This is a genomic window from Tritonibacter litoralis (assembly GCF_009496005.1).
In the GTDB taxonomy this organism is placed as follows: domain Bacteria; phylum Pseudomonadota; class Alphaproteobacteria; order Rhodobacterales; family Rhodobacteraceae; genus Epibacterium; species Epibacterium litoralis.
In genome coordinates this window covers 215,067-237,285 of sequence record NZ_WIBF01000005.1, presented here as the reverse complement: position 1 = coordinate 237,285, position 22,219 = coordinate 215,067, and the positions used below count along the sequence as shown (strand labels likewise).

Sequence of the window (22,219 nt, the reverse complement as noted above, 5' to 3'; positions counted from 1 at the left end):
GAACGGCCCCAATGGCGGGCCTTACAGTTCCTTGCCCATCACGATGGGCGCCAGTCTTTCCAAGGCTGTGGTTACTTCTTCGTGATGCGGATGTATAGCCTTTGCGCGCTTATAGGCCTCATAGGCCTTTTCCGGGTCCAGGAAATGCTCAAACACAGTGCCCAGAATATAAAGCGCGTCGTAATCATTGGGATTCAACGCCAGCGCCTGCTCCAGGTCCGCCACCGCGGGGCCAAATTTCTCCATCCGCGCAAAGGCTTCGGAGCGTTTCAACCACCCCGAGGCAAAACCCGGCGCGTGATCGACCAAGGCCGTCAGATGCTCCATCGCTGCCACAAGATCCCCGCGTTCAATGGCGTCTTGGCCGCGGCGCAGTAGCAAATCCATTGTCGCGGACCCGCTGTGGTCCCATTGGGCCCGCAATTCCCGATCCAACCGCAACGCCTCTTCGGCATCGGCCCTCGCAAGTGCGGCCAGAAGATCCGCTTCGCTTGGGGATTGTGCAACCCCGGTTCCAGGGCTGGAAATCGTGACTACCGCAGCAACTGCCGCAACGATAGCTTTGAACCTTAAGAGCTTTTCCAACATCATGGCTCCAGTCTATCTGCGTGGTGGCATTTTTCCAGTATGAGTCTTTCACTCGTAACAAAGATGTGCACTTGTGACGCGCAGACAAATCAGGAAGGCGCGACATGAGCGATATTTTGGCAAAAGCCGTCGAGGCATTGAACGAAAAACTGGACGGCGCTGATTTCCCGGCATCCGCAAAATTTGAAATCGAAGGTCTTGGGGCTATTGTCTTGGATGCAAACGGCGCCCGGATCAGCGATGACGAAACGGATGTCACCCTGTCTGCGGATGCGGATGTGTTTCAGGACATTCTGGCGGGTGAACTGAACCCCACCAGCGCCTTTATGTCTGGTCGCCTGTCCGTTGACGGCGATATGGGCACCGCAATGCAATTGGCGTCGGTGCTCGCTTAATGGACGGAGGATCCATGCGCCCGACCACAGCCCCGCTTCATGCGGAGATCGCACGCGGCCCCGAAGGCGGCGCGGCGCATTGGATTCATACCCACGATGGCCTGCGCCTGCGCGCAGGTCACTGGCCCTCCGCGGGCCCGGCCAAGGGGACCGTACTGCTGTTTCCGGGCCGCACAGAATACATCGAAAAATATGGCGACGCTGCGGGTTTCTTTGCGCAGCACGGGTTGGAGAGCCTTGTGATCGACTGGCGCGGCCAGGGTCTGGCTGACCGTCTGCTCAGCAATCGGCTGCTGGGCCATGTGGACGAGTTTCCAAATTATCAAAACGACGTCGCCGCCATGGTTGAGCTGGCCCGAACGCTAGATCTGCCCAAACCCTGGTTCTTGTTAGGTCACTCTATGGGCGGCGCCATCGGGCTGCGCGCCTTGATGGAAGGGTTGCCTGTTGCGGCGGCCGCGTTTTCCGCGCCCATGTGGGGGATCAAACTTCCCGCGCCCCTGCGGCCGTTGGCCTATGCGATTGGCGCTTTTGCGCGACCTCTTTGCCTCAGCGGTCATCTGGCCCCCTCCACCAGCCTCACGCCTTATGTGCAGGCGCAGGCCTTTATGGGCAACCTGCTGACCAATGACGCGGAAATGTACACCATGCTGCGCGAACAGCTCAAAGCGGTGCCAGATCTGGCCATATCTGGCCCAACGATAAACTGGGTCTATGAAGGCATGCGCGAATGCAGCCATCTGGCGGCGCAGCCGTCTCCGGATGTTCCCACGCTCTGTTTTCTGGGCAGCGCAGAACAGATCGTCAGCACCAGCGCCATTCACGAGCGAATGGACAGCTGGCCCAAAGGCGCATTGCGCATAGTTGACGCCGGACGCCACGAAGTGCTGATGGAAGACACCGCAACCCGGCATCTGATCCTGGGCGAGATGGTCGAATTCTTTACCACTGCGCGCTAGCTCTGGGCTTTGCTTGTGCTTGCCCCAAGGGCACCATAAGTGTTGTGTCAGACCTTTTCAAAATCAGGAGCCAACATGTTCCACCTGCCCTTTCCAGTCTTTGATGCCAATGCGTCCTCGGGTTCCGACAATCTGGGCGAACTGCCGGAATGGGATCTCTCTGATCTCTACTCCGGCGAAGACGCGCCCGAACTCACCCGCGATCTGGACTGGCTCCAAGGGGAATGCGCCGCATTTGCCAAAGATTACGAAGGCAAGCTGGCCGAGCTGGACGCCGACGGGCTGCTGCAATGCGTGTTGCGCAATGAAAAGATCAACCAGATCGCAGGCCGCATCATGTCCTTTGCGGGTCTGCGCTATTACCAGCTGACCACCGATGCGGGCCGGGCCAAGTTCATGTCCGACATGCAGGAACAGATCACGATTTTCACCACACCGCTGGTGTTCTTCACGCTGGAATTGAACCGGATCGACGACAACGTGCTGGCCGCGCATTTTGCCGCCAACGCGGATCTGGCGCGCTATAAACCCGTCTTTGACCGCATCCGCGCGATGAAACCCTACCAGCTGTCCGATGAGCTGGAGAAGTTCCTGCATGACCTTGGCGTTGTGGGCGATGCCTGGGAACGTCTGTTTGACGAGACCATCGCAGGCCTGACCTTTACCGTCGACGGCGAAGAGCTGAACATCGAAGGCACGCTGAACCTGCTCACTGAACAGGACCGCACCAAACGCGAGGCCGCAACCCGCGAACTGGCCCGTGTGTTCAACGACAACATCAAAACCTTTGCCCGCGTCCACAACACGCAAGCCAAGGAAAAAGAGATCGTTGACCGCTGGCGTGGCATGCCGACGCCGCAAACCGGGCGTCACCTGTCCAACCACGTGGAACCCGAGGTGGTCGAGGCGCTGCGCGAGGCGGTGGTTGCCGCCTACCCCAAGCTCTCCCACCGTTATTACGATCTAAAGCGCAAATGGCTGGGTCTGGACCGCATGCAGGTCTGGGATCGCAATGCGCCGCTGCCCATGGAAGACACCCGCACCGTGAGCTGGGAAGATGCGGAAAAAACCGTCATGGACGCTTATACCGCCTTTGATCCCCGCATGGGTGAAATCGCCGCGCCCTTCTTTACAAAGGGCTGGATCGACGCCGGTGTAAAACCAGGCAAGGCCCCCGGCGCCTTTGCCCATCCCACCGTCACCGATGTGCACCCCTATGTGATGCTGAACTACCTGGGCAAACCGCGCGATGTGATGACCCTTGCGCACGAACTGGGCCATGGCGTGCACCAGGTGCTAGCCGCCGAACAGGGAGAGATGCTGTCGTCTACCCCGCTGACCTTGGCCGAAACCGCGTCTGTCTTTGGCGAAATGCTCACCTTCCGCAAAATGCTGGATGCGGCCGAAACGCAAGAACAGCGCAAGATCCTGCTGGCCGGCAAGGTCGAGGACATGATCAACACGGTGATCCGCCAGATCGCGTTCTATGATTTTGAATGCAAGCTGCATGCCGCCCGCGCCGAAGGTGAGCTGACACCGGATGACATCAACGCGCTGTGGATGTCGGTGCAGGCGGAATCCCTGGGTGAAGCCTTTGATTTTGTCGAAGGCTATGAGACCTTCTGGGCCTATATCCCGCATTTCGTGCATTCGCCTTTCTACGTCTACGCCTATGCCTTTGGCGATGGCTTGGTGAACGCGCTCTACTCGGTCTATGCCGAGGGCGGAGAAGGCTTTGAAGAGAAGTATTTCGACATGCTCAAAGCAGGTGGCTCGAAACACCACAAAGAACTGCTCGCACCCTTTGGCTTGGATGCCTCGGACCCCAAATTCTGGGACAAGGGCCTCAGCATGATCTCTGACATGATCGACGAGCTTGAGGCGATGGAAGGGTGATCAGCCTTGCGCCACTGGACTGGTCTGACGGCCACACAGTGGCGCATATCGCGCCCTTCCCGGACCAGATCCCCTTTGCCGGCACGGTGGAGGAGATCCTGAAAGAGCCACCCGAGCGGTTTGACCTGCATCAGATCCTATCAACAGATGCCGACGGAGACACCACACCCGTCGGCGTTTTCAAAATTGACCGCCGTTATCACACCAGTTTTACCTTTGCGCCCGTAACGGACATCGGTCTGCGTGCCCTGATCATTGACGCCCGCGTGCAGGGACAAGGGGTGGGAACAGCCGCCATGCACCGGCTCGCACCCCATCTGGCCCCGCTCTATCCGGGCGCGAATTTTGTCTATTTGACCGTCAATTTCCAAAATCTCACAGCGCTGTCAGTCTATACCCGCGCGGGATTTGAGAACACAGGCGAGGTTTGGCTTCACGGTGCAGCTGGCCCTCAAGCGGTGATGCGCCTTCCCCTGCCCCGCGCCTGAGACACTCTGCTCCGGCCAAGGCTTGTTTTCTGACATGACCAAACTGGTCGCACCCATAAAATGCGCAGCGCGGAAAAATCCGAGAATTATACTCGCCTTCAGCAATCCGACAAAAATAATCAACTATTTGATTTTGCTCAGTTTTTTCTTGCTTCCATAGCGGAATCATCGTAATCAATGTTCAAGACAAATGAGCAAGCCAAAATCAAAGGCAGCTCGCCACGGCACACACCAGCCAGCCGAAGGGCCAGCCAGACGTGCCAACGCCAGCCCCCGACCGATCACTAGCTAGCCGCCATGTCGTTTTTTGCTCGCCAGCGTTTTTCAGCCAGTGCCAGCCAGTCTGATCCAGCTTTCGCCAGATCCTCCCGACACCCATCCGAACGCACCCACCGTGAGGCAGGCCCGTCCAGGACAGGTTTCTCTGCCCGCGGACGCCAGCAATTCAAGACCCCCGGCCCATTATAATGGAACCGGGGGTTTGTTGCGCGCAATGCGTACCGAACCAAAGCAGCCCGACACGCAGAAAAAAGCAGCTCTTAAGACTGCGCCTCGTTAAAGGCTCTGACCAGGCGAGAATAATACAGCGTATCCGCGATCTCTCGCGCTTCCTCGGCACCGGCGACCTGCTTCAGCAACTCAAACGCGGCGGCATAGCTCACCATCGAGCCATTGCTGGTAATCACATTCTGATCCACGACCACGGTCTCGTTGATATCAATGTTGATAGACGGGTGGTTGAGCTTCAGCCAAACCTCCCCGCCGGGATAGGTTGTCGCCCGAACCCCTTTCAGAAAACCAGCGTCGGCCAGCACATAGGCACCGGAACAATTACTCGCCAACCATTCGGCTTCTGCGCCACGCTCCCGAACAAAAGTCATAAAGGCTTCATTATCCAGAACCGGATCCATGTCATAGCTGCTGCCAACGATAATCGCATCCAGCTCTGGCGCGTTTGCAACGCTGTATTCCGCAGCCAAAGTCAGCCCCTCATGGGTCTTGATCAAACCCGCCTCAGCGCCGATGGTGACAATCTCGACATTTTCGACAACCTCATTGGCAATCGCTGCGCCAAACACCTCCAGCGGGGCAGTGACATCGCTGGTCAGAATGCTGTCATAAAGCATGACGCCAATACGGAAGGTCTCGTCTTCATCAGCGGCCAAGGCGGAACCAGCGCTTAGGGCCAGCAACACACCGAACGTCGCCGCGGTTGGCACCACGGCAGCTGCCGCTGAGTTGATCATGCTCGCCCAATTAATGTTCTGGGGAACAGACGCCTCAACAGACGAATTTATAAATGTCATAGATACTCTCCAATAAAATGCGCCTGCGCGCCAAACACTCAGGTCGCCAGTTTGGTTCTAACGTCGTTCGAGATCACAATTAACCGTCTGTAATATCACATTGATTTGCGCATGAAGCGCTGCACTGAAAAACCGCCCTTTGAACGTTAGAAAATCTCGGAAAGGTGCCCAGAGCACCCACCTCAAGCGCTAAAAAACTGCCGTCAAATAAGAGGCTTACGGCCTCGGGTTGCACAAGGACTGCCCACAACTCGGATGAGGTCCTGCAGGGAGATGCGGTTTTGGCGTGAAGGATAAAATTAATTCACAGGCTATTGCCTTGCTTTCCTTCAGCAGCGCGCTAAGGACGATCCGTTGATGTACACCAACCAAAACTGCAATCGCCGACGGCCCAGATCAAAACGCAAGAGCCTGTGCCACATTCATCAATCGCAATAACATATATTTTAACATCTTCGTGAAAAGCTGGATTTTCAATTCTAAATGTAAAGAGACAACCCATGGGTGCCAGCAACACTCCCCTACCTGACCTGATCGAGTTGTCTTCCCTGAATTCAAATGCCACCTTTACCGTCACACCGGGCGGCGGCGGGGATATTGAAGGGGTCGTGGACAATGCAACCTATTCGGATAGCGACAGCGCTAACTCCAATTCCCATATTTCAGAACTGAATGATTCCTATGCTAGCGACAGTGGAACGCTCATTATTGATGGCAAGGCCTACATCACCCAGCTGGTCTCTCCAGCGGATGACACGCAAGCCGTCACTGTAACCTACAACGGTGGAGCCTCTTCCGTGGACCTCACCGGCGACTGCTATATGTCAGAAGTCGCCTTTATCATCGCGTCACCTCTCGGCGGGGGATCTGATCGGTATTTTACTGTTTTCGACGACAGCATTGGGGACCTGCCCGACATCACCTCGATCCAGATCCGCGATCTGGACTGGAACCCATTTGGTCACGACATAATAATGGACGTCTCGGGCGACAACAACGTGGCTCCAGTCTGCTTCCTTCAGGGCACAATGATACGCACGCCATTGGGTGAAACTCGGGTTGAAAACTTGAAACCCGGTGATTTGGTCGCAACCGTAGATCACGGCCCACTGCCCATTCGCTGGATCGGGCGGCGCGAAATGGTGTTCACCGCAGAAAATGCGCATCACCGCCCCATCCAGATCAAGGCCGGCAGTTTAGGCCCCGGTTACCCAACCACCGATCTTGCCGTCTCGCCTCAGCACCGCATTCTGTTGGACGGTCCAGAGGTACTGTTTGCTCATGGTGCAGCCGAAATTCTGGCCGTGGCCAAAGGGCTGACCGAAATGCGCCACATACGCCAGATGAAGGGCAAATCCGAGGCAAGATACTATGCTCTGATGTTGGATCAGCACGCATTGATTTGGGCCAACGGCGCCCGGGCCGAAAGCTTTTACCCAGGGCAGACCGCTATGAAGCTCCTGTCCCCCCAGCACCGCGGCGCGATTGCGAGGCTTTTCCCCAAACTTACTGAGGACGCGCAAAAAAGCTATGGCCCCTATGCGCGCCCTGTTCTCAATTGCCAGGACACACGCAACCTTGTGCGCGTATTGTCCCAACAGATACCAATCCATCCGGCGGCAGAATAATCTCCTCCCGCCGGATAGCTTTAGTTTTCGACAGGAACGATGTCGAAGACAAAGAAATGCGCCTCGCCACCATCGTTGGAAATCCAGTGATCCACATCCTGGCTCTCCAGAACGGCTGTGCCTGCGGGAACATTGAATTTTTCGTTGCCGCGGTGTTCGGTCACGCCGTCACCGGAAATCACATAGTATGCGCCCGGACGGGTGCTGTGATCGTGGTTGGCGACAATTCCGCCGGGCTCAACTTTGACCTGACGAACGCGGACCTGAAAGCCCTCCATCGCCGGGATCTGTGCGCCCAACTCCAGCGCATCCTTGCCAAAGACGCTGACGCCCTTGTGCTCGGTTGGCGCCTTGTGGCCATCATGCGCCAGGGTCACGGTTGCGGACATCAAAACGGCCGCTGCGGCACCGGCAACTGCCGGGAAAAACTTAGTCATTTGCGGGTCTCCTTGGAACTCTAAACCCTCAATCAAACAGAGGATGAGGTGAAATTACCTGCCTTAGTTAGCTTTTCAAATAACCTTTTCGCTAAGAGAATGTGACCTGACAAACCTGTGTAAATGCTTGACAGAATTCGCGCGCAGCCAGTACCACCGATGGACCGCAGCGCCGCACCAGAGTTAGAAGGACAGTTAATGGATGACACATCTTTCACCTTCCCGCGCACAATCACGCGCGAAGAACTCTTGATCGACGGGAACGACCGTTTGTTGCGGCGGCTGCTTTATGACGTCACAGCTCTGGCCACCCGCATTGAACAGATGCGCACAGAGTTTGCCAAACGTCTGGGCGTCACCAAGCCGCAATACAATATCCTGCTGCATGTCGCCCAACATCAGGGGGAGCTGGGTCGCACTGTGGCCCAAGTGGCCGAAGCGCTGCATGTCTCTGGTGCCCATGTCACCAAAGAAGTCGGACGGCTGGTCGAAATGGATTTGCTGTCAAAATCCGCAAATCCGGACGATGGCCGGTCAGTATTGGTCAAAATCACCCCAACCTGCGCCGAAGCGATCCATGCGCTGGCACCGGTCCTGCGTAATGTCAACGACAGCCTGTTCGGCTCGCTCGATCGGGAGAGTTTTGCAACCCTCTCAGAAGGCATTCACGCCACTTTGACCGATGCTGAAGCCACCCTGCGCAAGCTGCCATTCTTCCTAGAAAACAGCGACTGACGGTTACTCGGGCACTTCGTCCCGAACGGTCATGCCATAATCCCGCATGACCTGTGCCACGCGGATGCGATAGTCCTCAAACAAGCTTGCACGCCCCTTTCCCTGCGCCGCGCGGTGGGCGCTCAGCTCACGCCAGCGCGCCACGGCCGCCTCATCTTCAAACGTCGAAAGCGACAGGTATTTCCCAGGCGCGGTCAAGCTTTGGAAGCGCTCGACCGAGATGAAACCCTCCACCTCCTCCAGCAGAGGTCGCAGTTCGGCGGCGATATCCAAATACATGTCCACACAGCCCTCTTTGGGCTCGACTTCAAAGATCACAACAATCATGGCTGGCGTCCTTATTTCGCGGGCCCATGGGGCGCAGACACCAGCTTGAGCCAGGTCCGATCTTCTCGTAACAGGAACTTTTCCTGCTGCGCAAACTCATAATTCTTCTGCCCAAGCGGATCTGCGGCCAGACGGGTGCGGTATTCCTCATACGCGGCCAAGCTGGCCACGTTATAAATCCCATAGGCGAGCGTGGATGACCCTTCATGCGGCGCAAAATATCCCACCAGATCCGCGCCACACCGTGGGATCGCCTGCCCCCAATTGCGCGCATATTCCGCAAAGGCGGCCTGTTTGGTGGGATCAATCTGATATCGGATAACACAAGTCAGCATCGGGTGTCCTTTCATCTGCTGCCCCGATCCTAATGGATTGAAATGCGCAAATGCTTCGATTATGATCGAACTATGAAAGACGGACCCGACATAGCCCGCATTGCCACGCTGATCGGCGATCCCGCCCGCGCCAATATGCTGGTGGAACTGATGGGTGGCAAAGCGCTCACGGCTGGCGAGCTGTCCCGCGTGGCTGGGGTGACGCAACAAACCGCCAGCTCTCATCTGACCAAACTGGTAGACGGTGGCCTGTTGCAAACGGTGAAACAGGGGCGGCACAAATATTTCGCCTTGGCCTCTGATGAGGTCGCAGGCGTTCTGGAAGCCCTGATGGGCGTTGCTGCCAAATCCGGACACTTTCGCACCCGCACCGGCCCCCGTGACGCGGCACTGCGCAAGGCGCGCGTCTGTTACAACCATCTGGCCGGCGACATGGGCACCCGGCTGTATGATGGCCTCATGGCGCAGGGGCACCTGTGCAAAACAGATGACGGTCCGATTCTGACTGACACAGGCGCTGCATTGATGCGCGATTTTGGCATTGATCTGGACGCCCTCTCGCGCAAACGCGCACCTCTGTGCCGCGACTGTCTCGACTGGAGCGAACGCCGCGCCCATCTAGCGGGTTCATTGGGCCGTGCGCTTCTAACCCGCATGGAAGAGCTCGACTGGCTCACCCGCAGCGCAGGGTCGCGGGTGTTGACCTTTTCGGACAAAGGCGAAACAGCCTTTGCCGCGACCTTTGAATCCTGACGCAAGCTGATCACTTCCATCAAACGGTCATGTGTTTCGCGCGCGCAACATTGACGCGGGTTCAGAGCGCGTCAAAGCAAGGGCCAAGGGCTGCGGGTTTTTGTCTGGCGCAGGATAAAATGCGTCTGGCTTTCACGCACCATACCGGTTGCCAGCACCCCTTTCATCAGGAAGGTTTCCAGATCCTCGGGGTCTTTGGCCGCAACTTTCAGAATGAAATCCGCACTCCCGGTGATCGAGGCACATTCGACAATCCGCTCTTCCCGCGCGACCAGTCGCCCAAACCCGGCAATGGTTTCTTCGCGGTGATCGATCAGGGTGACAAAGACATAGGCAAGCGCATGTAACCCCAACCCTTTGGGATCCAACCGCGCCACATACCCGCGAATAAGGCCTGCATCCTCCATCCGCTTGATCCGCCGCCAACAGGGCGACTGCGACAGCCCCGCGGCCTCGGCCAGCTCCTGTAGCGAGGCTTTGCCATTGTTTTGCAAAACCGCCAGCAGCCGATGATCCGCATCATCCAGAGTGAGTGAAATTTTCCAATCCTTTCCCGTTTGGCAAACAGATTATCCTCATCTCAGTCCAAAGTACGCAAGATAGGCAAGCATTTTTCCATATCTCGCGCAAAACTGAACCTTACAGGTACAGGATCAGGAGGAGCAGATGCCAAAATCCACGAAATACGCGGCCAAGACGCCAGGCCCAGATGGGCGCATTCCCTACTCAGCAGAGGATGACGCGGTCTGGGCAGATCTCTTTGCGCGCCAGGAGCCCGAAATCCACAAACATATGGCACGCCCCTATCTGGAAGGCTTCGAACGTATCGCCCTGCCCCATGAGCGGGTCCCGCAATGTGTTGAGGTCACTGAACGGCTGCAGGCGCTGACAGGATGGAGCGTCGCGCCAGTGCCGGCGCTGATCGGTTTTGGCACCTTTTTCGACATGCTGGCCAACCGCGTGTTTCCAGCCGCCAGCTTTATCCGCTCACGCGAAGATTTCGACTATATCGAGGAACCCGATATCTTCCACGAACTCTTTGGCCACACGCCCCTGCTGACCGATCCCCGTTTCGCGGCCTTTTCCCAGGCCATCGGTCAGGCCGGGTCCCAATGCGAAGCCAGCGATTACAAATGGCTGATCCGTCTGTATTGGTTCACGGTTGAATTTGGCCTGATGGAAGAAGATGGTCAGATCAAAGGCCTGGGATCAGGCCTCGCCTCCTCACCGGAAGAGCTGGAGTGGAGCCGCTCGGGCAGTCCGGAACTGCGCCCTTTTGACGTGATCGACATTCTGCGCACGCCGTATCGGATCGATATTCCGCAACCCGTCTACTTTGTGCTGCGCGACGCGGATGAATTGTTTTCCTCAGCCCAGCGGGATCTGATGGCGGATATTCGCACCGCCCAGTCGCTGGGGCTGCATGCGCCCAAATATCCCCCAAAAGTTGCCTGAAGGATCTGCAACATGACAACCGATACAAACCTTCGCTGCGGATTTGGCACCCCCCGTCTGAGCGACAGTGACATAGCCCAAGCGCTGCAGCAGGACCTGCCGGGTTGGCAGTTTGACAGTGATGAGAGCGCATTGCTGCGCCGATGGCAGACCAAAGGATTTGCCAAGGCCGTATACCTCAGCAACCTTGCGGTGTTTCTTGCGGATCAGTCAGGCCACCATCCGGACATGCGATTGGGTTGGGGGTATTTTGAGATCCGTTTCACCACCCATGACGCCGGTGGCGTCACTGCGGTGGATGTGAATTGCGCCAAACGATTTGATGAGATCCTGTCGAAATCCTGATCCCTTGAAATACGGCAAAACCCCGGCCCTGAGGACCGGGGTTTTCAACGTCTGACGTCCCATTTGGGAGGCAAGCCTTCAGGGAAGCCAGACCGTGGGGGAGATCAAATGCCGCACAATCCGCAAGTTTAATGCGTGACCAACATGCCTTTGTCCTTGGCCAGCTCTCGCATTTTCTTCTGCAGCTTTTCAAAAGCGCGCACTTCGATCTGACGGATCCGCTCGCGGCTCACATCATATTGGCCGCTCAACTCTTCCAGTGTTTTGGCTTGGTCCGCCAAGCGACGCTGGGTCAGGATGTCTTTTTCGCGATCGTTCAACACATCCATGGCCTGGGTCAGCAGCTCGCGGCGGGCTTCCAGCTCATCACGGGCTTCATAATCACCAGCTTGATCGGCATCTTCATCTTCCAGCCAATCCTGCCATTGCATGGTGCTTTCGCCGTCACCGCCCACCATCGCGTTGAGCGAGGCATCGCCGCCGGACATGCGGCGGTTCATCGAAATCACCTCATCCTCGGTCACGCCTAGGTCTTTTGCGATGCGGGCCACATTGTCGGGATGCATATCTCCTTCGTCCAGCGCACCAATGCGGGCTTTGGCCTTGCGCAGGTTAAAGAACAGCTTTTTTTGCGCCGAGGTGGTGCCGAGTTTCACCAAGGACCAAGACCGAAGGATGTATTCCTGGATCGAGGCGCGGATCCACCACATGGCATAGGTCGCAAGACGGAAGCCTTTTTCAGGGTCAAACCGTTTGACCGCCTGCATCAGGCCGACGTTGGCTTCAGAGATCACCTCGGCCTGTGGCAGACCATAGCCACGATAGCCCATAGCGATTTTGGCCGCGAGGCGCAGGTGCGATGTCACCATTTTATGTGCCGAGGCTGCGTCTTGTTCTTCGACCCAGCGCTTGGCGAGCATGTATTCTTCTTCGGGCTCCAAAAGCGGAAATTTGCGGATTTCCTGCAGGTAGCGGTTGAGGCCGCCTTCCGGGCTTGGTGCCGGTAGATTTGCGTAGTTGGCCATTTTGATGTCCCTCCCGTAATGTTTAAGGGCTTAACATTGAGGCATATGGGGTAGCGCAAACAGCGCTTCAAGATGTGTCTTTAATAAACTGTATAGTTTGGTTTCATCAAAAGCTCTGTGATGCGCGTCACAGTGATGTGCGGCCCTGAAACATTGGCAGCTGCGCCGAAGAGCTGGGGATTGATCCGAACCTTCCGGTTTTGGCAACGTTTTAAGGCCTTTGCCAGGCGGGACAGGCACAATCAGGCGTTTTGTGAGGCGTCTTTTGCAAGGGTGATTTTCTGATAAAAAAAACGCCCAAACCCCGATTTGTTACAATTCCAGCGCCCGCAAAGCGGCAAAATCATCCAATTTGCACTGTCTGTTGCGTGCCTTTGCAGGGCTTTGGGCAACAACAGGCCCTCCCGCCCCCGGCTTGGTGTTCTTGCGAACCCCGTCCGGCGTTGGGCCAAGCGCCGCGCCAAAGGCGCGGCGCGGGTCGCCTCGGGCGTGCCCGAGGCGAAACACCCCGTGGCCAGTGCCGACGCAGGCTAGCTTGGGAACGGTATTCTGGACAGGCCAGCTTTGGGCCAGGTGTTTCAGGCCAGTGTCGCGAGCAGATCCTGCATATCTTGTGGCAGAGGTGCCTCAAACCGGAGGGCCTCCCCGGTCACTGGATGGTCAAAACCCAGAACGGCGGCGTGCAAGGCTTGGCGGTCAAAGCCCGACACCGCGGCTATGGCCGCAGCCGACAGCGCCTTGGGAGAGAGTTTGCGTTTGCCGCCATAGGTGGGGTCGCCAACCAGACCGTGACCCGCATGCGCCATGTGAACCCGGATCTGATGGGTACGGCCGGTTTCCAACCAGCATTCCACCAGCGCCAGCGCGGCAGGCGCGCCAAAGCTCTCCACAACCCGCACCCGCGTGACCGCATGGCGACCACCTTCAAACAGCACCGCCTGACGCTGGCGATCGGTTTTGTGACGCGCCAGCTGGGTGGTGAGCTTCAGGATATTGCCAGGCTCAAAACTGGCGCCGCGCACGCCGCGTAGACGGGGGTCAGTGCTCGCTGGCACCCCGTAACACACAGCGCGATAGGCGCGTTCAACGGTGTGTTTTTCAAACTGGGCTGCCAGACCCTGATGGGCGGCATCGGATTTTGCAACCACCAGGAGGCCCGATGTTTCCTTGTCAATCCGGTGGACGATGCCGGGGCGTTTCACCCCACCCACACCCGACAGGTTGTCGCCGCAATGGTGCAGCAACGCATTGACCAGCGTGCCTGATGGCGAGCCCGGCGCCGGGTGCACCACCATGCCTGCGGGTTTGTTCACGACAATCAGATCATCGTCTTCAAACACCACCTCCAGCGGGATGTCTTCGGGGCCGATGTGGCTTTCATCGGCCTCTTCGACCGTGATCTCCACCTGATCACCGGCCGCAACGCGCGCCTTGGCATCGGTTGAAGCCACACCGTTCACTGCCACGCTCCCATCCGTGATCAGCCGCGCCAATCGGGTGCGCGACAGGGCAGCCTCCTCTGGCACATCACGCGAAAGCGCTTTATCAAGCCGTTTAGGCGGGTTTTCCGCAATAACAAATGAGATTTGGCGGCTGCCCATGACTGACCCTTTGGACGTTGAAACAGAAGAGGAACCACGTCAGCTGAAGTTCCTGCGCCGATTGGTGACAGGGCTGACTGCGGTAATGGTTTGCGGGCTTTTAGTCATTGTTGCGCTGCTTGTCATCCGCCTGTCCAACAGCGGGCCGCAATTGCCGGAAAATATTGCCCTGCCGACCGGAGTGACAGCGCAAGCCGTGACATTTGGTGACGGCTGGATTGCGGTTGTCACCACAGACAACCGCGTTTTGGTGTTAAACAGCCTCTCAGGCGCAATCCGGCAAGAAATCACGCTGGACGCACAATAGATCAGGAGCGCAGCAGCACCTTATTGCTTTCGAGCGCCTGGGCGATGCGTGCATATTGATTGCGGTTTTTACCATCCGCGGACCGCAAAAGCTTGGTCTTGGCCTCTTCAAGAATATCAACCGCCTGCGCATTCACGGCAGCCAACGCATCCGGAGCAATGGGGCGCAGGGGCCGGGTTGCGCCCTTTTCACCTTGACCGGGTTGCGTCGCCCTGAGGCGGCCCCGTGCGCGATCATGGTTCGCACGCGCAAGTTCTCCCAACTGAGCAGATGTGTCGGCAAGGATCGATCTTACCTCATCATAGTCGGTGTCTTCCGGAATTTCTTGGGCCACCTGCCCCAAACGATCGGATAAGCAGTCCACCTGCAAGGTTTCATCGTTCAGTTGCTGACAGAACAGACGTGCTGCCGTGAGGCTGCTCAGAAGTTCACGCAAGTAAAGCGAAGAGCCAAATCCCCCTGCAGGGACGACAACCGTAAAAAGCACACCGGTCGATTGAGCACTCACAAGCCCAGGCGCAAGTGTCATGCTGACAATTGACAAAGTGGTCACCACAGGACGTAGTACAGCGCGCATTTTACTCTCCATTCTGAAAATCAATACCTGAAACAACGCTCTGGAGGTCTTCCCCCAATTACAGAAGTAGCATAGCAATCTGGATAAACATACGCCTTATCGTTTGTCGCGACCGGTTTCACCAAGAATACAACAAAGCGTTACGGGCTTGCTCCATATGGTATCACTGAACTAGCATGTGGCCGCAGCGTTATAAGGTATACAGTCCAATGATTTTCGAGAAGATAAGCATTTCTGCGCGCAAGCTCGCCATAAGCACGGCCATAATCGTGCTGCCGATTTCAGCACAGGCCCAAGCAGTTGAGGCCGCGCTGGCAGAGGCGCGGGTGCGCTTGGCTTGTGGCAGCGGCACACCGGTGTCGGCGGTTTATTTACCAAACGGCTCCATCGAAGTGACGTGTCGGCAGAATGTTCCCCAACGCGCCGCAACCAATACTGCAGCAGCAGAAACAGCGCGGGCCAACCCGTTGGGCGGCACAACATTGACGGCCGGCCCGGTTGGCGGCGCAATTGCAGCAGCAGTTGTTTTGGGTGTTGTCGTGGGGGGAAGCGATGGCAGTACAACAACCACCAGCACAGCAACTGAATAGAGTTCGGCGGTTCAAAATCTGAAACCGCATGTGCCCGTCTCATGTATTGCGGCGGGCATTTTTCGTATCATGCGATACACTTACCAAACGCATGCAATTGGCTTGCGTCGGGATCAGCGCCAAATATCCTTGCCGCCATCTTGACACGCACAGATTTATAAATAATGGGAGTGGTACCACCTCCCCGGCTCGAACGGGGGACCTCCTGATCCACAATCAGGCGCTCTAACCAACTGAGCTAAGGCGGCACTGCGGGGCGATTTATAGCACGTTTTGGAGGAGCGCAAGAGGGGGAAATCAAACTTTTATCTGGAACGACGAAAAACTTTCATATTTCGAGTTCTCCCCCTGCCCTGCGATCTGCAACAATTGTCGTGGGACGGGATGCTTGCAAATTTGCGCGCCACAGGGTAGCAGATTTCCTCGTTTCACCCATCCCAGTGGAGGCCATCATGGGCATCAATACCGAACGCGATATCGAAGCCAATCTGCAGATCGGCCCCACCGACGAAGGCATGATCCGCCTGTTTATCGAGGCAGATGGCGTTGAGATCCCGATGGATTTTGATCCCGAAGAAGCGGAAGAGATCGCGGAAGAGATTCTGGCTGCTGCCCAGGCCGCCCGCGCGCTGGCAAAGTAAACCGCCCTTTTATTCGGTGTCTTCTGATCCCAGCAATGCACCGCCCAGCCCCGGCCGTGGGTCGCGGAAACTGTGCAACCGACGGGCCACGTCCATGGCGAATTTGTGGGTCATCTTCTTGCGCCGCGCGGCCGCCAGCTTGGCCTCCGGGCCCATGCGGATGATCTCCCCGTCGTAGTCGTCGGCGATGATCAAACCGGTCCCCTCGGGCAAAAGCTCGGTCGGGAAGTCCATGTCCACCGCCCAGAAATAGCGATCACACCACTCCAGGTAGCCCTGCCACTTTTGGTCCGAGGTGAAGTCTGCGCGGCTGGACTTGCATTCCACCACCCAGATTTCCCCCTTGGGGCCCAGCGCCAAGACATCCACCCGAAGGCCCCGGGTAGGTACAAATTCATCCACTGATGCAAACCCATGCGAACGTAAATGCCGCATGACCCCGCGGGCAAGGCGTTGTCCGGGTTGGAGTTCTTGCGATGAATCTGCTGCATCTACCATGGCGGCAATGTGAACAATTAGGGAACAAAGTACAAGCCCCTTGACAGGATACCAAAGGGTATCATTATTTAAGATACCAATAGGTATCCATTTGGAGTTCAGCATGAAGACATTGATCACATCGCCGACACCTGCCGGCCCAATCGCCAGCCTGCGGCCACCTCTGTTGGCCCAAACATCAGTTACGCCCGCCCTGATCCCAACACACCACCGCTGCGCGCCTGACTGGTCACTGGTATCGCTATGAGAGGCGCGACACAGATCTCTTTGCAACCAGCCTTTCGCGCCTTGGCCGATCCGACGCGGCGCCAAATCCTAAACACATTGGGTCAGCGGGAAATGTCCCTGCGTGAGGTGACCGCCGAATTTTCGATGACGCGCGCTGCCGTACGCAAGCATTTGGATATTCTGGAAGAAGGTGGATTGATCCATATGCGCCGCCAAGGGCGAGAGACATTGAGCGCACTAAACGCCAATGGCCTGAAACCGGTTTTTGACTGGTTGGGGACCTTTGATCAGTTCTGGGACGACAAGCTGGAACAGCTCAAAACTGCTATTGAAACGGAGAATGATGATGACTGAGACTGCGTCAGAAACCGCATTTGAAACAACTGTACACAAAACCGTTTTCCTGGCGGTTGAAAAGCCCAAAGTCTGGGAATTCCTGACCCGCGCAGACAAGCTGGGACAGTGGTTTCACCCCGCCCAGCAAGACTTAGTCGAAGGGCAGGAATATACCCTGTTGAATGGCCTGGACGGAGACCGCATGTGCTGGGGCAAAGTCGAGAAAATGCGCGCGCCCGACTATATGCGGTGGAGTTTTACCGTCGGCGCGCTGGATGGGCATATGACAACGGTGGAATGGAAGTTAGAAGCAGCCCCCGGTGGCACGCGTCTAAGCCTAGTGCATTCGGGTCTGCCAACGTCTGGCGAAGGCTTCGGGCTGGTTTTGGCGCTTGATCACGGATGGCATGGCTTCACATTGAACCTGCAGGAACAGACCCGCGCAGAGGCCACTGGCGATTATTGTGCAACCATTGTTGTGCCTGCCGCGCCGGACGTTGCACGGAAAGCGATCCGGGATGAAATGCATCTGTGGTGGAGTGATCGGATCGAGCCGCGCACAGGCGGCGCTGTGATCCGGTTCAACCGAAGCCATGTTGATTTCGATATGGAAGATGGCGACACGCAGATGGCGATGACGTGGACTTGCCGGGATGCGAATATGATCATCGAAAACGTGGAGGACACCTCGGAGTGGAAGGGAACACGCCTGCTGTGGCAGATTGCTCCACTGGGTACAGGCAGTCGTGTGACGCTGACACATGAAGGGTTGAATGCAGGTCTGGCCTGCCAAGATGTCTGCACAAGGGGCTGGCAACAGTACTTTGAAAACAGCCTACGTGCGCATCTCTCCGGGCAGGCACCATCGCCACAAACGCACTGAACATTTGCAACCTTTTTTGCCGCGCCCCAGATCAGGGTGCGGCGAATTTTGGCCTTTTCTTGAACGGAATACTACCGGGTTCCCCGTGCAAACCCGAACGGGTCGCCAAAATAATAGCTCTCGGTGCAGCTCAAGAGATCCTTTGTAGTCTCCTATGAGCCGGAGTGAACAACACAGGGATAAACTGAATTGAGTGGGCGCGATTGATGCGCCGACGCGCAGGCAGCACTCCAATAAACGGTGGAGGCCAAGAACAGAAACGAAATTGGTAAGCGACTCTGACTTTAATAGGATTGTACAGGAAATCACTTATTCCGACCTGCCTATCTTTACCACCTCCTTAACCTTTCCTGCGATTGTGACCGCGATCAGTCTTCTGAAAGATGGCCTCGCCATGCGCAATTTCTTTAAAATTTCCTTGTTCTCAATCGTCGTATTGTCAGCTGCTGTTACATCAGCTTTCGTCGTGTTTCGGATATCGGTTCCAATTGTGGAACGGTTGATGGAGACGGACACGCGCAAACAATCCGAACTTTGGCATCGTCGGGTCATCCTGCATCTTCAGGATCCTGACCGCACTTTTATGGATCAAATCCTAGGGGAAGAAGATATTAAATACCTCAGCCTGTTGCCTGAGGCGTCCAATATCTATCGCTTTAACCTTTATGATGCAGATGGTCGCATTATTTGGTCGACCCGCCCTGAAGATATCGGAGCAGCGGCCCCCGCGCATTACCCTGCGGAGGAGCTTGCCAAAGGTCAGGTATCCTATAATCGCGAGCAAAAGCCCGCATCAGACATAGACGGGCTTGCACTGCATGCCCTGCGTCAGGATGTATCCACCCACGAGGTGGCGAATGTGTTTGAACCGATCATCTCCAATGGCCAAGTCATTGGCGCAATTGAGTTCTTCACGGACATCACTGACCTGCGCGACAGTTTTCTGAAACGGGTGCGGGTGTTACTATCGGCGCTGACAGCCATAGCCCTGATCACTGTTGGGGTCATCTCAACCATTCTGTACCGAACCAATCGCAGCAGATACCTGGCGTTGATGCAGCAGTCGGACACCGAAAAAACATTGTTGAGCGAACAGCTGCGACTGGCGCGCGATGTGAAGCTGCTTGGTGAGCTGAACGAATGGCTGCAATCAAGCCGCTCGTTAGAGGAGTTGTTTGACATGGTTGGGCGCTTCCTGACGCATATTCTTCCCAAAGCGGAAGGGAGCGTTTACGTCTATTCCAATTCTCGCGATGTCTTGGATGGTTGGGCCAGTTGGAACGGCGGCACTCACAAGGAGCATATTCACCCAGACGAATGCTGGGGGCTGCGGCGCGGGCGCACCTATGAATACGGTGCCAATGAGATCAATTTCAAATGTGGTCATGTTGATCCCAAAAACGACAATCCCTACTTTTGCTTTCCGCTTTTGGCCCACGGCGAAACTGTAGGCCTGTTGCATCTGCATTCCAAAACAGATTGTGCTGAGACGTTTTTTGCAGATCGCGGCCTTGCACAGATGTGTGCGGAACAGATTTCCATGGCGATTGCGAATGTGCGGATGCGGGACGAGCTGCATGACCAATCGGTGCGCGATCCGTTGACCGGTCTGTTTAACCGCCGCCATATGACCGACAGCCTGCGCAAACTGATCAACGACAGCGAACGCAGCGGCGCAGCCTTTACGGTGGTGGCCATCGATGTGGACCATTTCAAAAAGTTCAACGACACCCATGGCCATGATGCCGGTGATATGGTGCTGCGTGCGGTTGGATCCACGATGGAACAGGATTGTGATGGCGATGAAGTAGCCTGCCGTCCCGGTGGCGAAGAGTTCACAGTCATTCTGCCAGATTGTGATGTGCAAAATGGCATGGCTCGCGCTGAAACGCTGCGGCGCAAAGTGGAAAACATCAAAGTCCGCTATGGCGAGAAGACCCTGCCACGGATCACCATTTCTATTGGGGTGGCCAGCTACCCGGCCAATGGGACATTGCCGCAATTCCTGCTGCGCGCCGCGGATGAGGCGCTGTATCAGGCCAAAGCGCTGGGTCGAAATCGGGTGGTTCTGGCAGATGATGTGCAGAACGCGCATTCCGAACCGCAGATGGACGACATTCAAAACACGCAAAACGATTGGGCCTTGCCATCGCCGAGCGACACAGAACCGCAAAAGCAAACCGGTTGAGGGTCCGGCAGGCTTGGACGCGCAAAACCTTATCCTCCCGTCACCCTTGCCTCCTTCGCCCCAACGTCTTAGATAGCGGTCAGGCGGGTTCTGCCCTTCTTGTGAAACGCAGCATTCCGGTGGCCTTAAGCAAATCCGAGGGAGCTGGCTCTGTTCGGGTCGTGGCCTGATTACCTGGCGCCCACCTGTATATACAGGTCCTCGGGAATCAAAGCAGCACGGTTGACTGGTGGTCCCGCCGCATTCTCCACCTTTGGGATGTCATTTCGCCGTCATATGAGCGCGGTAAAAGAACACCTTTTGCGAGATCCAGAGGCCTTTGAATGTATTTTGAAACCCTGCAGTCCATCAGCCTGAACGGTAAAATCGATACGCCCAATGACGACCGGGTTGGGTCCAGCGCACAGCGGGCCTGGGTGGTGGATGGGGCCACAGATCTGGGTGAACCGGGTCTGCTGGGCAGCCAAGGGGGAGCGGCCTGGTTATCCACTGCCGCCAGTCTTGGCTTTTCCACGGTAACAGGCGCTGACGTGAACGCCACATGCCATGCGATGTTTGACTTTGTTGCCGACCGCTTTGAGGCCGAGCGCCAGCGCCCGGTTGTGGCGGCCTGGGAATTGCCCAAAGCCGCCTTTGCTGTGGTGCAATTGGTGCAAGACCAGCTGGAGGCGGCCTGGGCTGCGGATTGCCCCGTACTTCTGGCGCATCAAGACGGCGTAGACTGGGCAACAGCCGCGCCTAATACCTCGGTTGAGGTTGCGGACGCCGCAGCACTTGGGATCGGAACCAGCGGCGCGCCAGTGCTGGAAGGGGCTGTGCTGGAGGATCGTCGCCAGCAGCGCATGCGCCCGAACCACACAGCGCTGAGCCCAGACGCCGATGCCTCTGCCCGTATTACGCAGATCAAAAAGCGCTTGGTGCGTCCAGGTGATGAGGTGCTGGTGATGAGTGACGGGTTTTCAGCGTTGGTCAGCGACTATGCCGCCTATGATGCCGCAGGGCTCATGGCAGCACTGCGTGTCAAAGGCCTGGCGCAATTGGCCGAGGAGATCCGCGAGATCGAAACAGCAGACGCGGCCTGCACGCGTTTCCCGCGGTTCAAAACCAGTGATGATGCCACAGCCATCTGGTTGCGGGTGCGCGACTAGATATCCGAGCAGCACAAACCCGGTGACATCAAAAATGTCGGGCTTTCTACGGATACTATGAGCTGGCCATTTGTTGCGAATTCCGCAACAAAGCGCCCAGATTTGACTGTTTTTTGATCAATCTGCCCTGCGTGGATGCGGGGCCGTTCGCCTTAGCGGCGCGAGCGAATCTGGCGATGCTGCGCAGATTGGTCACGGCGGACCTGAACGCGGGCGCGCTGCACAAGGCCAAGGCCTTCAAAGATGTGCATGATTGCGGTTTGAAGGTCGCGTTTAAGCTGCTCGACCATGGTATCCTCCATTTGCATTCCAAGAGGGTAGCATGCGGGTTCGCAACGTCCAGAGGCCTGTTCAGTTTTTTTCGTAAAAAGCGCCTGCGTCATTTGCACACTCTTTGAAACGTGACCGCCAACATGCCCCGGATGTCCGTATACCTATGCATTCCAATTGACAGGCTCGGAAAAAGGCGCATGTTGCCCTAAGGTTTAACGGCGAAACAAAGCAATGATCACTGTGTTAGGTCGGTCCCCGGGCCACCCACATACAAAG

The 22,219-nt window shown here is 56.7% G+C and carries 27 protein-coding genes and 1 tRNA gene; 16 read left to right on the top strand and 12 right to left on the bottom strand.

Features of this window, described 5'->3' with window-relative positions; translation table 11 throughout:
- Positions 1 to 21 precede the first annotated feature (21 nt).
- Positions 22 to 588: a tetratricopeptide repeat protein gene (locus GFB49_RS10820; protein WP_153215873.1), complete on the bottom strand. Its 567-nt coding sequence runs from the start codon at positions 586 to 588 to the stop codon at positions 22 to 24.
- A gap of 104 nt (positions 589 to 692) precedes the next feature.
- Between GFB49_RS10820 and GFB49_RS10815 the strand changes: the two genes are divergently transcribed.
- From GFB49_RS10815 to GFB49_RS10800, 4 genes are all read left to right on the top strand, one after another.
- Positions 693 to 983 (top strand): SCP2 sterol-binding domain-containing protein, encoded by a 291-nt coding sequence (locus GFB49_RS10815; RefSeq protein ID WP_153215872.1) that lies wholly within the window; start codon positions 693 to 695, stop codon positions 981 to 983.
- Positions 984 to 997: 14 nt separating this feature from the next.
- Positions 998 to 1,942 carry an alpha/beta hydrolase gene (locus GFB49_RS10810; protein ID WP_246149676.1) on the top strand — a complete coding sequence of 315 codons (945 nt, stop codon included), beginning with the start codon at positions 998 to 1,000 and terminating at the stop codon, positions 1,940 to 1,942.
- A 75-nt stretch (positions 1,943 to 2,017) separates the two neighbouring features.
- Positions 2,018 to 3,838, top strand: a complete 1,821-nt coding sequence (locus GFB49_RS10805; RefSeq protein ID WP_153215870.1) for a M3 family oligoendopeptidase — start codon at positions 2,018 to 2,020, stop codon at positions 3,836 to 3,838.
- Positions 3,835 to 4,326, top strand: coding sequence for a GNAT family N-acetyltransferase (locus GFB49_RS10800; RefSeq protein ID WP_153215869.1), 492 nt, complete (start codon positions 3,835 to 3,837; stop codon positions 4,324 to 4,326). Before GFB49_RS10805 ends, GFB49_RS10800 begins: the two co-directional genes overlap by 4 nt.
- Before the next feature lie 539 nt (positions 4,327 to 4,865).
- Here the strand turns inward: GFB49_RS10800 and GFB49_RS10795 are convergent.
- Positions 4,866 to 5,633 (bottom strand): DJ-1/PfpI family protein, encoded by a 768-nt coding sequence (locus tag GFB49_RS10795; protein WP_214644951.1) that lies wholly within the window; start codon positions 5,631 to 5,633, stop codon positions 4,866 to 4,868.
- 500 nt (positions 5,634 to 6,133) lie between these two features.
- Here GFB49_RS10795 and GFB49_RS10790 point away from each other — a divergent pair, with 500 nt between their 5' ends.
- On the top strand, positions 6,134 to 7,261 hold the full coding sequence (locus tag GFB49_RS10790; protein ID WP_153215868.1) for a Hint domain-containing protein: 1,128 nt from the start codon (positions 6,134 to 6,136) through the stop codon (positions 7,259 to 7,261).
- A 20-nt stretch (positions 7,262 to 7,281) separates the two neighbouring features.
- Here GFB49_RS10790 and GFB49_RS10785 read toward each other — a convergent pair whose 3' ends face one another.
- Positions 7,282 to 7,698 (bottom strand): cupin domain-containing protein, encoded by a 417-nt coding sequence (locus tag GFB49_RS10785; protein WP_153215867.1) that lies wholly within the window; start codon positions 7,696 to 7,698, stop codon positions 7,282 to 7,284.
- Positions 7,699 to 7,896: 198 nt separating this feature from the next.
- Here GFB49_RS10785 and GFB49_RS10780 point away from each other — a divergent pair, with 198 nt between their 5' ends.
- Positions 7,897 to 8,433, top strand: a complete 537-nt coding sequence (locus tag GFB49_RS10780; protein WP_194269316.1) for a MarR family winged helix-turn-helix transcriptional regulator — start codon at positions 7,897 to 7,899, stop codon at positions 8,431 to 8,433.
- Between the two features lie 3 nt (positions 8,434 to 8,436).
- Here GFB49_RS10780 and GFB49_RS10775 read toward each other — a convergent pair whose 3' ends face one another.
- Both GFB49_RS10775 and GFB49_RS10770 read right to left on the bottom strand, forming a co-directional pair.
- Entirely contained in the window at positions 8,437 to 8,760 is a 324-nt protein-coding gene (locus tag GFB49_RS10775; protein ID WP_153215865.1) for an antibiotic biosynthesis monooxygenase family protein, read from the bottom strand.
- Positions 8,761 to 8,771: 11 nt separating this feature from the next.
- A complete protein-coding gene (locus GFB49_RS10770; protein WP_153215864.1) occupies positions 8,772 to 9,095 on the bottom strand; it encodes an NIPSNAP family protein in 324 nt (107 codons plus the stop codon).
- Between the two features lie 72 nt (positions 9,096 to 9,167).
- On the opposite strand from GFB49_RS10770, the gene GFB49_RS10765 reads away from it, so the two are divergent.
- A complete protein-coding gene (locus GFB49_RS10765) occupies positions 9,168 to 9,848 on the top strand; it encodes an ArsR/SmtB family transcription factor (protein WP_153215863.1) in 681 nt (226 codons plus the stop codon).
- Between the two features lie 71 nt (positions 9,849 to 9,919).
- On the opposite strand, the gene GFB49_RS10760 is transcribed toward GFB49_RS10765, so the two are convergent.
- The gene (locus GFB49_RS10760; RefSeq protein ID WP_153215862.1) at positions 9,920 to 10,375 is read right to left on the bottom strand and encodes an Lrp/AsnC family transcriptional regulator; all 456 of its coding nucleotides are present in this window, start codon (positions 10,373 to 10,375) and stop codon (positions 9,920 to 9,922) included.
- A gap of 139 nt (positions 10,376 to 10,514) precedes the next feature.
- Between GFB49_RS10760 and phhA the strand changes: the two genes are divergently transcribed.
- The gene (phhA, locus tag GFB49_RS10755) at positions 10,515 to 11,303 is read left to right on the top strand and encodes a phenylalanine 4-monooxygenase (protein WP_153215861.1); all 789 of its coding nucleotides are present in this window, start codon (positions 10,515 to 10,517) and stop codon (positions 11,301 to 11,303) included.
- A gap of 12 nt (positions 11,304 to 11,315) precedes the next feature.
- Positions 11,316 to 11,648 carry a 4a-hydroxytetrahydrobiopterin dehydratase gene (locus GFB49_RS10750; protein WP_153215860.1) on the top strand — a complete coding sequence of 111 codons (333 nt, stop codon included), beginning with the start codon at positions 11,316 to 11,318 and terminating at the stop codon, positions 11,646 to 11,648.
- Between the two features lie 128 nt (positions 11,649 to 11,776).
- On the opposite strand, the gene rpoH is transcribed toward GFB49_RS10750, so the two are convergent.
- On the bottom strand, positions 11,777 to 12,673 hold the full coding sequence (rpoH, locus tag GFB49_RS10745; RefSeq protein WP_153215859.1) for an RNA polymerase sigma factor RpoH: 897 nt from the start codon (positions 12,671 to 12,673) through the stop codon (positions 11,777 to 11,779).
- A 578-nt stretch (positions 12,674 to 13,251) separates the two neighbouring features.
- Complete coding sequence (locus GFB49_RS10740; RefSeq protein ID WP_153215858.1) at positions 13,252 to 14,274, bottom strand: RluA family pseudouridine synthase; 1,023 nt, start codon at positions 14,272 to 14,274, stop codon at positions 13,252 to 13,254.
- Between GFB49_RS10740 and GFB49_RS10735 the strand changes: the two genes are divergently transcribed.
- Positions 14,273 to 14,581, top strand: a complete 309-nt coding sequence (locus tag GFB49_RS10735; RefSeq protein WP_153215857.1) for a DUF6476 family protein — start codon at positions 14,273 to 14,275, stop codon at positions 14,579 to 14,581. The two genes, GFB49_RS10740 and GFB49_RS10735, sit on opposite strands and share 2 nt — an antisense overlap.
- A 1-nt stretch (position 14,582) precedes the next feature.
- Here the strand turns inward: GFB49_RS10735 and GFB49_RS10730 are convergent, their stop codons facing one another.
- Entirely contained in the window at positions 14,583 to 15,158 is a 576-nt protein-coding gene (locus GFB49_RS10730; protein WP_153215856.1) for a hypothetical protein, read from the bottom strand.
- Positions 15,159 to 15,367: 209 nt separating this feature from the next.
- Between GFB49_RS10730 and GFB49_RS10725 the strand changes: the two genes are divergently transcribed.
- Positions 15,368 to 15,748 carry a hypothetical protein gene (locus tag GFB49_RS10725; RefSeq protein WP_194269315.1) on the top strand — a complete coding sequence of 127 codons (381 nt, stop codon included), beginning with the start codon at positions 15,368 to 15,370 and terminating at the stop codon, positions 15,746 to 15,748.
- A 171-nt stretch (positions 15,749 to 15,919) separates the two neighbouring features.
- On the opposite strand, the gene GFB49_RS10720 is transcribed toward GFB49_RS10725, so the two are convergent.
- A tRNA-His gene (locus GFB49_RS10720) sits at positions 15,920 to 15,996 on the bottom strand.
- A 204-nt stretch (positions 15,997 to 16,200) separates the two neighbouring features.
- On the opposite strand from GFB49_RS10720, the gene GFB49_RS10715 reads away from it, so the two are divergent.
- Positions 16,201 to 16,389 carry a DUF6324 family protein gene (locus GFB49_RS10715; RefSeq protein WP_153215854.1) on the top strand — a complete coding sequence of 63 codons (189 nt, stop codon included), beginning with the start codon at positions 16,201 to 16,203 and terminating at the stop codon, positions 16,387 to 16,389.
- Between the two features lie 9 nt (positions 16,390 to 16,398).
- Here the strand turns inward: GFB49_RS10715 and GFB49_RS10710 are convergent, their stop codons facing one another.
- Complete coding sequence (locus tag GFB49_RS10710) at positions 16,399 to 16,887, bottom strand: MmcB family DNA repair protein (RefSeq protein WP_153215853.1); 489 nt, start codon at positions 16,885 to 16,887, stop codon at positions 16,399 to 16,401.
- 243 nt (positions 16,888 to 17,130) lie between these two features.
- Here GFB49_RS10710 and GFB49_RS10705 point away from each other — a divergent pair, with 243 nt between their 5' ends.
- The 4 genes from GFB49_RS10705 to GFB49_RS10690 all read left to right on the top strand — a co-directional run bounded on the left by GFB49_RS10705 (position 17,131) and on the right by GFB49_RS10690 (position 21,670).
- Complete coding sequence (locus GFB49_RS10705) at positions 17,131 to 17,469, top strand: ArsR/SmtB family transcription factor (protein ID WP_153215852.1); 339 nt, start codon at positions 17,131 to 17,133, stop codon at positions 17,467 to 17,469.
- The gene (locus tag GFB49_RS10700) at positions 17,462 to 18,334 is read left to right on the top strand and encodes an SRPBCC family protein (RefSeq protein WP_194269314.1); all 873 of its coding nucleotides are present in this window, start codon (positions 17,462 to 17,464) and stop codon (positions 18,332 to 18,334) included. The genes GFB49_RS10705 and GFB49_RS10700 overlap by 8 nt, the downstream gene beginning before the upstream one ends.
- 502 nt (positions 18,335 to 18,836) lie before the next feature.
- A complete protein-coding gene (locus tag GFB49_RS10695; protein WP_246149674.1) occupies positions 18,837 to 20,522 on the top strand; it encodes a sensor domain-containing diguanylate cyclase in 1,686 nt (561 codons plus the stop codon).
- Between the two features lie 323 nt (positions 20,523 to 20,845).
- Positions 20,846 to 21,670 carry a hypothetical protein gene (locus GFB49_RS10690; protein WP_153215850.1) on the top strand — a complete coding sequence of 275 codons (825 nt, stop codon included), beginning with the start codon at positions 20,846 to 20,848 and terminating at the stop codon, positions 21,668 to 21,670.
- A 152-nt stretch (positions 21,671 to 21,822) separates the two neighbouring features.
- On the opposite strand, the gene GFB49_RS21015 is transcribed toward GFB49_RS10690, so the two are convergent.
- On the bottom strand, positions 21,823 to 22,053 hold the full coding sequence (locus GFB49_RS21015) for a hypothetical protein (RefSeq protein ID WP_194269313.1): 231 nt from the start codon (positions 22,051 to 22,053) through the stop codon (positions 21,823 to 21,825).
- Positions 22,054 to 22,219 lie beyond the last annotated feature (166 nt).

Excerpts from the sequence above, each read along its gene's own strand:
- GFB49_RS10820 (WP_153215873.1), bottom strand. The coding sequence starts at position 588 with ATGTTGGAAAAGCTCTTAAGGTTCAAAGCTATCGTTGCGGCAGTTGCT.
- GFB49_RS10815 (WP_153215872.1), top strand. The coding sequence starts at position 693 with ATGAGCGATATTTTGGCAAAAGCCGTCGAGGCATTGAACGAAAAACTG.
- GFB49_RS10810 (WP_246149676.1), top strand. The coding sequence starts at position 998 with ATGCGCCCGACCACAGCCCCGCTTCATGCGGAGATCGCACGCGGCCCC.
- GFB49_RS10805 (WP_153215870.1), top strand. The coding sequence starts at position 2,018 with ATGTTCCACCTGCCCTTTCCAGTCTTTGATGCCAATGCGTCCTCGGGT.
- GFB49_RS10795 (WP_214644951.1), bottom strand. The coding sequence starts at position 5,633 with ATGACATTTATAAATTCGTCTGTTGAGGCGTCTGTTCCCCAGAACATT.
- GFB49_RS10790 (WP_153215868.1), top strand. The coding sequence starts at position 6,134 with ATGGGTGCCAGCAACACTCCCCTACCTGACCTGATCGAGTTGTCTTCC.
- GFB49_RS10785 (WP_153215867.1), bottom strand. The coding sequence starts at position 7,698 with ATGACTAAGTTTTTCCCGGCAGTTGCCGGTGCCGCAGCGGCCGTTTTG.
- GFB49_RS10780 (WP_194269316.1), top strand. The coding sequence starts at position 7,897 with ATGGATGACACATCTTTCACCTTCCCGCGCACAATCACGCGCGAAGAA.
- GFB49_RS10775 (WP_153215865.1), bottom strand. The coding sequence starts at position 8,760 with ATGATTGTTGTGATCTTTGAAGTCGAGCCCAAAGAGGGCTGTGTGGAC.
- GFB49_RS10770 (WP_153215864.1), bottom strand. The coding sequence starts at position 9,095 with ATGCTGACTTGTGTTATCCGATATCAGATTGATCCCACCAAACAGGCC.
- GFB49_RS10765 (WP_153215863.1), top strand. The coding sequence starts at position 9,168 with ATGAAAGACGGACCCGACATAGCCCGCATTGCCACGCTGATCGGCGAT.
- phhA (WP_153215861.1), top strand. The coding sequence starts at position 10,515 with ATGCCAAAATCCACGAAATACGCGGCCAAGACGCCAGGCCCAGATGGG.
- GFB49_RS10750 (WP_153215860.1), top strand. The coding sequence starts at position 11,316 with ATGACAACCGATACAAACCTTCGCTGCGGATTTGGCACCCCCCGTCTG.
- rpoH (WP_153215859.1), bottom strand. The coding sequence starts at position 12,673 with ATGGCCAACTACGCAAATCTACCGGCACCAAGCCCGGAAGGCGGCCTC.
- GFB49_RS10735 (WP_153215857.1), top strand. The coding sequence starts at position 14,273 with ATGACTGACCCTTTGGACGTTGAAACAGAAGAGGAACCACGTCAGCTG.
- GFB49_RS10740 (WP_153215858.1), bottom strand. The coding sequence starts at position 14,274 with ATGGGCAGCCGCCAAATCTCATTTGTTATTGCGGAAAACCCGCCTAAA.
- GFB49_RS10730 (WP_153215856.1), bottom strand. The coding sequence starts at position 15,158 with ATGCGCGCTGTACTACGTCCTGTGGTGACCACTTTGTCAATTGTCAGC.
- GFB49_RS10725 (WP_194269315.1), top strand. The coding sequence starts at position 15,368 with ATGATTTTCGAGAAGATAAGCATTTCTGCGCGCAAGCTCGCCATAAGC.
- GFB49_RS10715 (WP_153215854.1), top strand. The coding sequence starts at position 16,201 with ATGGGCATCAATACCGAACGCGATATCGAAGCCAATCTGCAGATCGGC.
- GFB49_RS10710 (WP_153215853.1), bottom strand. The coding sequence starts at position 16,887 with ATGGTAGATGCAGCAGATTCATCGCAAGAACTCCAACCCGGACAACGC.
- GFB49_RS10705 (WP_153215852.1), top strand. The coding sequence starts at position 17,131 with ATGAGAGGCGCGACACAGATCTCTTTGCAACCAGCCTTTCGCGCCTTG.
- GFB49_RS10700 (WP_194269314.1), top strand. The coding sequence starts at position 17,462 with ATGACTGAGACTGCGTCAGAAACCGCATTTGAAACAACTGTACACAAA.
- GFB49_RS10695 (WP_246149674.1), top strand. The coding sequence starts at position 18,837 with ATGGAGACGGACACGCGCAAACAATCCGAACTTTGGCATCGTCGGGTC.
- GFB49_RS10690 (WP_153215850.1), top strand. The coding sequence starts at position 20,846 with ATGTATTTTGAAACCCTGCAGTCCATCAGCCTGAACGGTAAAATCGAT.
- GFB49_RS21015 (WP_194269313.1), bottom strand. The coding sequence starts at position 22,053 with ATGACGCAGGCGCTTTTTACGAAAAAAACTGAACAGGCCTCTGGACGT.